General features: G+C 70.2%; 8 protein-coding genes. 4 read left to right on the top strand and 4 right to left on the bottom strand.

The features are described from left to right. From A7A76_RS01405 to acnB, 4 genes are all read left to right on the top strand, one after another. Positions 1-1,243: OprO/OprP family phosphate-selective porin (locus tag A7A76_RS01405; protein ID WP_206409516.1), on the top strand; the 1,243-nt coding region annotated here is incomplete at its 5' end. A 93-nt stretch (positions 1,244-1,336) separates the two neighbouring features. Beyond that, positions 1,337-1,561 (top strand): AbrB/MazE/SpoVT family DNA-binding domain-containing protein, encoded by a 225-nt coding sequence (locus A7A76_RS01400; RefSeq protein ID WP_096378735.1) that lies wholly within the window; start codon positions 1,337-1,339, stop codon positions 1,559-1,561. Between the two features lie 4 nt (positions 1,562-1,565). Beyond that, positions 1,566-1,964: a type II toxin-antitoxin system VapC family toxin gene (locus A7A76_RS01395; protein ID WP_206409515.1), complete on the top strand. Its 399-nt coding sequence runs from the start codon at positions 1,566-1,568 to the stop codon at positions 1,962-1,964. 57 nt (positions 1,965-2,021) lie between these two features. Beyond that, a complete protein-coding gene (gene acnB / locus A7A76_RS01390; protein ID WP_206409514.1) occupies positions 2,022-4,607 on the top strand; it encodes a bifunctional aconitate hydratase 2/2-methylisocitrate dehydratase in 2,586 nt (861 codons plus the stop codon). 250 nt (positions 4,608-4,857) lie between these two features. Here acnB and hflD read toward each other — a convergent pair whose 3' ends face one another. From hflD to A7A76_RS01370, 4 genes are all read right to left on the bottom strand, one after another. Then, positions 4,858-5,466 carry a high frequency lysogenization protein HflD gene (gene hflD / locus A7A76_RS01385; RefSeq protein ID WP_206409513.1) on the bottom strand — a complete coding sequence of 203 codons (609 nt, stop codon included), beginning with the start codon at positions 5,464-5,466 and terminating at the stop codon, positions 4,858-4,860. A gap of 2 nt (positions 5,467-5,468) precedes the next feature. Continuing rightward, positions 5,469-6,605, bottom strand: a complete 1,137-nt coding sequence (gene mnmA / locus A7A76_RS01380; RefSeq protein WP_206409512.1) for a tRNA 2-thiouridine(34) synthase MnmA — start codon at positions 6,603-6,605, stop codon at positions 5,469-5,471. Positions 6,606-6,610: 5 nt separating this feature from the next. Then, positions 6,611-7,108: an NUDIX domain-containing protein gene (locus A7A76_RS01375; RefSeq protein WP_206409511.1), complete on the bottom strand. Its 498-nt coding sequence runs from the start codon at positions 7,106-7,108 to the stop codon at positions 6,611-6,613. Between the two features lies 1 nt (position 7,109). Then, the coding region (locus A7A76_RS01370) for a hypothetical protein (protein ID WP_206409510.1) at positions 7,110-7,608 on the bottom strand (499 nt) is incomplete at its 5' end.

Genomic DNA, 7,608 nt, shown 5'->3' with positions numbered 1-7,608 from the left:
GGCCGCGGCCGACGCGCCGAAGCCGGCGCCGGCCGCCGAGGCCGCCGGCGTGGCCGCGCGCCTGGACAAGCTCGAACAGGCCCAGGCCAGGCAGCCGACGGTGAACTGGTCCAAGGGCGCCCCGCAGTTCGCCAGCGCCGACGGCCGCAGCGTGTTCCGGCCGCGCGGCCGCGTGTTCCTCGACGCATCCAGCAGCGGCGGCTCGCGCTTCGCCGGCCGCGACCTCAGCGGCACCGAAGTGCGCTCGCTGCGCCTGGGCGCCGAAGGCGCATACGGCCGCATCGGCTGGAACCTGGAAGGCGACTTCGCCGACAACGGCGTGAGCTGGAAGTCCGCCTACGTCAGCGTCGCCCACACCGTGTTCGGCCGGAAATCCGAATTGACCGTCGGCAACCGGCTCAACGACCGCGGCCTCGACGGTTCCAGCAGCACCTCCAACACCCCGTTCCAGGAGCGCAACGTGGTCGGCACCCTGGTGCTGCCGCAGCGCGGCCTGTTCGGGGTCGGGCTGACCGAGCGCGTGTTCGGGCGCAACTGGCACGCCAGCCTGTCGGCGGCGGGCAACGACCTGGACAACGCCGGCGACGGCAACGACAGCCTGACCTGGGCCGCGCGCGCGCACTGGAACCCGCTCAAGCGCGAGCGCGCGCTCGTGCACCTGGGGGCGTGGGCGTTCCACGAGGACATCGCCGCGGGCTCGGCCGGCGTGGTGCGCGCCTCGGCGATCGGCGGCCACTTCAACGACGAGGTCAAGATCGCCCCGGGCAGCGTGGTCGGCGCCGAACGCGGGCGTGGCCACGGCCTGGAACTGGCGACGGTGGCCGGCCCGTTCTGGGCCTCGGGCGAGTGGGGCCGGCGCCGCATCGAAGGGCGCGACCGCGGCGGCCGCTACGGCGTCGGCTACGACGCCCATGCCGTTTCGGCCGGCTGGTTCCTGAGCGGCGGCGCGCCGGCCTATGGCGCCGACAACGGCACCTGGGGCCGGGTCAAGGTCGAACGCCCGGTCACGGCAGGCGGCCGCGGCGCCTGGGAACTGAAGGCGCGCTACGAGAACGCGGATTTCCGCGACCTGCCCGGCGGCGGCGCAGGCAACGCCTGGACCGTCGGCGCCAACTGGTACCTGAACGACTACAGCCGGGTCATGCTCGACCTGGTGCGCTGGCAGACCGACAACCGCAGCGGCAAGTACTTGCTGGCCGACGACGGTTACACGCTCAATACCCGGCTGCAATTGGTTTTCTGAACGCAGCGGCCGGGCCAGGCACGGCGGCCGGGGTAGGGTGAGTATGCGGAATCAGGTATGTATAATGCGTACATACCCTGCTGGAGCCCGCCCATGGAAGCGACCGTCGCCGAACGCGGCCAGATCACCCTGCCCAAGGCGGTGCGCGATGCCCTGGGTTTGACCAAGGGCACCCTGCTCAAGGTCGAGCTCGACGGCAGCCGGATCATCCTGCGCAAGAGCGTGGACGATGCGATCTCCAAGGCGCGCGGCAAGTTCGCCCTGGACGGCTTCGATTCCGGCGAAGACGCCGCGCGCGCGCTGCGCGACGAGGAATGAGCCGGTGATCGCGGTCGACTCGCCGGTCCTGATCGAACTGCTCAGCGACGGCCCGCAGGCCGACGCGGTCGAGTCGTGCCTGCGCCAGAACCTGGTCGGCGGCCGAGTCGTGGTCTGCGATGTCAGCTTGGCCGAGATCTGCGCGGCGCTGCGCGGCGGTGCGCAGGCGCAGGAGGCGCTGGAGGAGATGGGCATCCATTTCAGCGCGCTGGAAGCCAAGTCGGCGCTGCGCGCCGGCGAGATGCACCGCCGCCACCGCCAGCGCGGCGGCGCGCCGCGCGGTTTCGGCGCCTTCCTGATCGGCGCCCACGCCTTGCTCCAGTGCGACGGGCTGATCACCTGGAACGACATGTTTTATCGCGATTACTTCAAGGGCCTGAAGCTGATCGTGCCGCAAGCCTGAGCCCCGCCACACCCTTTTCAGCGTCACACACCACACGGATTCACGCGGAGAATTTTTATGTTGGAAGCCTATCGCCACCACGTTGCCGAGCGCGCCGCGCTGGGCATTCCGCCGCTGCCCCTGACCGCCCAGCAGACCGCCGAGGTCATCGAACTGCTGAAGGCGCCGCCGGCGGGCGAGGGGGATTTTCTGCTGGATCTCATCACCCACCGCGTCCCCGCCGGCGTCGACGACGCCGCCAAGGTCAAGGCCTCGTACCTGGCCGCGGTCGCCTTCGGCACCGAGAAGAACGCGCTGATTTCGCGCGCCCGCGCCACCGAGCTGCTGGGCACCATGCTCGGCGGCTACAACATCCACCCGCTGATCGAACTGCTCGACGACGCCGAAGTCGGCGCCGTCGCGGCCGAAGCGCTCAAGCACACCCTGCTGATGTTTGACGCCTTCCACGACGTGCAGGAGAAGGCCGAGAAGGGCAACGCCAATGCCAAGGCCGTGCTGCAGAGCTGGGCCAACGCCGAGTGGTTCACCAGCAAGCCCGAAGTGCCGCAGTCGCTGACCGTCACCGTGTTCAAGGTGACCGGCGAGACCAACACCGACGACCTGTCGCCGGCCCCGGACGCGACCACCCGCCCGGACATCCCGCTGCACGCGCTGGCGATGCTGAAGAACAAGCGCGACGGCATCGAGCCGGAAGAAGACGGCAAGCGCGGCCCGGTCGCCTTCATCGAATCGCTGAAGGACAAGGGCCACCTGGTCGCCTACGTCGGCGACGTGGTCGGCACCGGCTCCAGCCGCAAGTCGGCGACCAACTCGGTGCTGTGGTTCACCGGCGAGGACATCCCCTTCATCCCGAACAAGCGCTACGGCGGCGTGTGCCTGGGTTCGAAGATCGCGCCGATCTTCTACAACACCATGGAAGACGCCGGCGCCCTGCCGATCGAACTCGACGTGTCGCAGATGAACATGGGCGACGTGGTCGAACTGCGTCCGTACGAAGGCAAGGCGTTCAAGAACGGCGAGCTGATCGCCGAATTCGCGCTCAAGTCCGACGTGCTGCTGGACGAAGTCCGCGCCGGCGGCCGCATCCCGCTGATCGTCGGCCGCGGCCTCACCGCCAAGGCGCGCGAGGCGCTGGGCCTGGCGCCGTCGACGCTGTTCCGCCTGCCGCAGAACCCGGCCGACAGCGGCAAGGGTTACTCGCTGGCGCAGAAGATGGTCGGCCGCGCCTGCGGCCTGCCGGAAGGCCAGGGCATCCGTCCGGGCACCTACTGCGAACCGAAGATGACCTCGGTGGGTTCGCAGGACACTACCGGCCCGATGACCCGCGACGAGCTTAAGGATCTGGCCTGCCTGGGCTTCTCGGCCGATCTGGTGATGCAGTCGTTCTGCCACACCGCGGCCTACCCGAAGCCGGTCGACGTCAAGACCCACCACGAGCTGCCGGCCTTCATCAGCAACCGCGGCGGCATCGCCCTGCGTCCGGGCGACGGCGTGATCCACTCCTGGCTCAACCGCATGCTGCTGCCCGACACCGTCGGCACCGGCGGCGACTCGCACACCCGCTTCCCGGTCGGCATCTCGTTCCCGGCCGGCTCCGGCCTGGTCGCGTTCGCCGCGGCCACCGGCGTGATGCCGCTGGACATGCCCGAGTCGGTGCTGGTCCGCTTCAAGGGCGAGCTGCAGCCGGGCGTGACCCTGCGCGATCTGGTCAACGCGATCCCGCTGGCGGCGATCAAGTCGGGCCTGCTCACCGTCGCCAAGCAGGGCAAGAAGAACATCTTCTCCGGCCGCATCCTCGAGATCGAAGGCCTGCCGCAGCTCAAGGTCGAGCAGGCGTTCGAACTGTCCGACGCCTCGGCCGAGCGTTCGGCCGCCGGCTGCACGGTCAAGCTCGACAAGGAACCGATCGTCGAATACCTCAACAGCAACATCACGCTGCTGAAGTGGATGATCGCCGAGGGCTACGCCGACCCGCGTTCGCTGTCGCGCCGGATCAAGGCGATGGAAGCGTGGCTGGCCAACCCGCAGCTGCTGGAAGGCGACGCCGACGCCGAGTACGCCGCGGTCATCGAAATCGACCTCAACGAAATCGTCGAGCCGATCGTCGCCTGCCCGAACGACCCGGACGACGTGAAGACCCTGTCGGATGTGGCCGGCGCGGCCATCGACGAAGTGTTCATCGGTTCGTGCATGACCAACATCGGCCACTTCCGCGCGGCCGCCAAGCTGCTGGAAGGCAAGCGCGACATCCCGACCCGCCTGTGGGTCGCGCCGCCGACCAAGATGGACGCGTCCGAGCTCACCAAGGAAGGCCACTACGGCACCTTCGGCACCGCCGGCGCGCGCATGGAGATGCCGGGCTGCTCGCTGTGCATGGGCAACCAGGCGCAGGCGCGCGAGGGCGCGACCGTGTTCTCCACCAGCACCCGCAACTTCCCCAACCGCCTGGGCCGCAACACCAACGTGTACCTGGGTTCGGCCGAACTCGCGGCGATCTGCTCGCGCCTGGGCCGGATCCCGACCCGCGAGGAGTACATGGCGGATATCGGCGTGATCAACGCCAACGGCGACAAGATCTACCGCTACATGAACTTCGACCAGATCGCCGACTACAAGCAGGTCGCCGATACCGTCGCGGCCTGAGTCTTCAGGATCGTTCGAAACGAAAAACCCCGGCTCCGGCCGGGGTTTTTTGTTGGCGCCTGGGTTTGGTGCATTGCATCGCCCTGGAGCGGTGCAGGCGCAGTCGTTCGATTGGCGCGGTCGCGGCTTGCGCCGCTCCTACAGGGGGCGGCCGTCGCGACGCAGCGGCATGGAGTTCCTGTAGGAGCGGCGCAAGCCGCGACCGCGAATCCCATGCGCCCGCGCCGGCGCGAAGCGCCCGCGCCCCGCCTCAATCCAGCCGCGCGTCGATCGAATCCACCATCGCCCGCTTGCGCAGGATGAAATCCCAGTAGCTGCCGCCGAGCTGGCGCCACAGCACCGCCGAGCGCACCGCCGCCAGCAGCACCGCGCGCACCTCGGCGACCACGCCGGGCTGGCCGAGGTAGTGCGGATTGCCCTGCACCAGCACGCGCGGGCGCAGGTGGCTGAGGGTGTCGGCGTAGAGCGTGCCGAGCGCGGCGATCACGTCCGGATGGGCGCTGCCCAGGCGTTGGGCGTTGTCGGCCTGCGCGCGGATGCCGCTGAGCACCTTCTCGGTCATCGCGCCGTCCTGGACGAAGCGCCGCTCCAGCTGCAGCACCGCCAGGCCCAGGCGCGGCAGGTGTTCATCCTTGACCCGGCTGCTGAAGTAGTCCTGCGCCAGCATCAGGCCGGGGCGCAGCTGGCCGACACCGCCGTAGACCGCCGAGGGCGAGGAGGCGTCGATGCGGAACACCGAGTCCAGCGCGGTCTGCAGCACGCTCGCGTTGGCCTGGCCGGTGTCGGCGATGCGCCGCACCTGGGCCAGGGCCTGGGCGAGGCCGGCGAGGGCGAGGGTGCGTTCGGAAAGTTCGGCCATCGTTACTGATTCGTCGTCGAAGAAAGAGAAGTCTTGCCCAGGCCCGGCACCGGCGCGTCGGTGGCGGCGATGACCGCGCCGCCGAGGCACTCGTCGCCGGCGTACAGCACCAGCGACTGGCCCGGGGTCACCGCGCGCTGCGGCTGGGCGAAGCGCAGCGACAGGGTACCGTCATCGCCGACCTCGACCTCGCACGACTGGTCGGGCTGGCGGTAGCGGGTCTGCGCGGCGCAGGCGAAGCGGCGCGCGGGCGGGGCGCCGGCGATCCAGTGCGCGGCCTCGGTGGTCAGCGCCTGCGAGCGCAGCCACGGCGTGTCGCTGCCCTGGTCCACGTACAGCACGTTGCCGGCCACGTCCTTGCCGATCACGTACCACGGCGCCTGTTCGAACCCGCGCACGCCGCCGATGTTGAGGCCTTCGCGCTGGCCCAGGGTGAAATAGAACACGCCCGGATGGCGGCCGACGGCGCGCCCGTCCGCAGTGCGGATCTCGCCTTCGCGCGCCGGCAGGTAGCGCGACAGGAATTCGCGGAAATCGCGCTCGCCGATGAAGCAGATGCCGGTGGAGTCCTTCTTGGCCGCGGTCGGCAGCTGCGCGGCGCGGGCCATCTCGCGCACGTCGCGCTTGAGCAGTTCGCCGAGCGGGAAGCGGGTGGCCGCCAACTGGGCCTGGCCGAGCTGGTGCAGGAAGTAGCTCTGGTCCTTGCTCCGGTCCAGCGCCTTGAGCAGGCGGAAGCGGCCGCCGGCCGCGTCGACCCGGGCGTAATGGCCGGTGGCGATGTAGTCGGCGCCCAGTTCGCGCGCGGCGTCGAGGAAATGCTTGAACTTGATCTCGCGGTTGCACAGCACGTCGGGATTGGGCGTGCGCCCGGCCGCGTACTCGGCGACGAAGTGCTCGAACACCCCGGCCCAGTACTCGCCGGAGAAATCGCGGAAGTGGATCGGCAGGCCGAGCCGGCCGGACACCGCCACCGCATCGCGGCGGTCGTCCTCGGCGCGGCAGTCGCCGCTGCCGTCGTCGCCCCAGTTCTGCATGAACAATCCCGACAGCGCCTGCCCGGAATCGCGCAGCAGCAGCGCGGCGACCGAGGAATCGACCCCGCCCGACATGCCCACGATGGTGTCCGCCGACCGGGTCATGACCGTCACGCCGACGCGCCGGCGTCCGCGAAGTGCTGGAGCAGGTCGAGCGAATGGCGGCGCCCGCCGAGGTAGTCGGCGGCGACCTGCCACACCAGCGGGCTGCGGTGCTGCGGCGCGCGCGCCTGCAGCTCGGCCGGGGTCATCCACAGCGCCTGCACGATGCCCTCGTCGAGCGGCCGCGCCGGGTCGTGGCTGACCGGCTCCGCGGCGAAGGCGAAGCGCAGGTAATGGCGCCCGCCGCTGCCGTCGGCGGCGGCCGGCGCCTTCCATTGGTAGGCGCCGACGAAGGCGGTCAGGCGCACCTGCCAGCCGGTTTCCTCCAGGGTCTCGCGCAACGCGGCCTCGACCAGGCTCTCGTCGGGCTCCAGGTGGCCGGCCGGCTGGTTGAGCACCAGGCGCCCGCCGACGGTCTCCTCGACCATCAGCAGGCGGCCGCCGTCGACCACCACGGTGGCCACGGTCACATCGGGTTGCCAGAAGCGGCCTTCGCGATAGCTCACGTCAGAATTCGTCCTGCCCGGGGGTGAGTTCGGCTTCCATCTGGTCGGCGGCGCGCACCGCGTAGTCGATGGCGTCGTCCAGGGTCTGCTGCGAGGCGCCGGCGTCGATCTTGACCACGAACACCGCCACCCCGTCCTGGCTGACCCAGCCGCCGAGCTTGCTCAGCTGGCCATCCTCGAGCAGGCGGTTGGCGATCGCCGCCGGCAGCGCGCCGCCGTCGCCGGTGCGGTAGGCCGGCGACCAGATCTCGCGCACCTTGAGCGAACCGAAGCGCTGGGTGCGCGACAGCACGTAGGCCATCTGGCTGCGCGTCTCGTCGAGGCTGAAGGTGAGGACGAAATCGCCGTCGCTGTCGAGCTGGTACTTGTAGCCCAGCGCGTCGAGCTGGGCGCGGACCTGCGGATCGCCGTCCTTGGAGGCGGCGCGCGCGCCGTCGCCGTCGCCGGGCGGGTCGCTGTGGCGGGCCTTGGCCTGGCCGGCGGCGGGCTTGGCCTCGGCC

The sequence above is a fragment of the Lysobacter enzymogenes genome (assembly GCF_017168095.1).
GTDB classification, from domain to species: domain Bacteria; phylum Pseudomonadota; class Gammaproteobacteria; order Xanthomonadales; family Xanthomonadaceae; genus Lysobacter; species Lysobacter enzymogenes_D.
This window is presented reverse-complemented; position numbering and strand designations above follow the sequence as displayed.

Bases quoted from the DNA above. Each gene is read 5' to 3' on its own strand.
- A7A76_RS01400 (WP_096378735.1), top strand. From the start codon at position 1,337: ATGGAAGCGACCGTCGCCGAACGCGGCCAGATCACCCTGCCCAAGGCG.
- mnmA (WP_206409512.1), bottom strand. From the start codon at position 6,605: ATGACCCGGTCGGCGGACACCATCGTGGGCATGTCGGGCGGGGTCGAT.
- hflD (WP_206409513.1), bottom strand. From the start codon at position 5,466: ATGGCCGAACTTTCCGAACGCACCCTCGCCCTCGCCGGCCTCGCCCAG.
- acnB (WP_206409514.1), top strand. From the start codon at position 2,022: ATGTTGGAAGCCTATCGCCACCACGTTGCCGAGCGCGCCGCGCTGGGC.